General features: G+C 67.0%; 1 protein-coding gene. It reads left to right on the top strand.

The window, feature by feature from the left end; all coding sequences use genetic code 11:
- Window positions 1-330, top strand: a 330-nt coding sequence (locus IAE24_RS30035) for a hypothetical protein (protein WP_200016425.1), incomplete at both ends; no start/stop codon positions are given.

Below are 330 nucleotides of genomic sequence, written 5' to 3'. Positions count from 1 at the left end.
GAGGGCTTCGGCATCGTGATGCAGGCCAGCGAGTCCATTGGTGCCCAGCGGCTGTGCGTCTATATGGACGCGGCTATCGAAAGCATCGTTGGGGCGCTGGAGCAGAATGCGCAGGCCGTTCTGGGCCGGCTGGACGTACTGGGCGTCGCGCAAACGCAGCAGTTGCTGGGCAGCGGCCAGGCATCAGGGCATTTCCCCGCCAGCCATCCCCTGCACTGCCGCATCGAGCAGCATGCGCGCCGGCAGGCCCATGCGCCCGCTCTGGGTTGCGGAGCACAAAGCCTCAGCTATGGCGAACTCAACGCCCAGGCCAACCGCCTGGCCCATCGC

It is taken from the genome of Delftia sp. S65 (genome assembly GCF_016516495.1).
Lineage (GTDB): Bacteria > Pseudomonadota > Gammaproteobacteria > Burkholderiales > Burkholderiaceae_C > Comamonas > Comamonas acidovorans.
The sequence above is the reverse complement of the archived record's forward strand: the minus strand, read 5'-3'. Positions and strand labels throughout refer to the sequence as shown.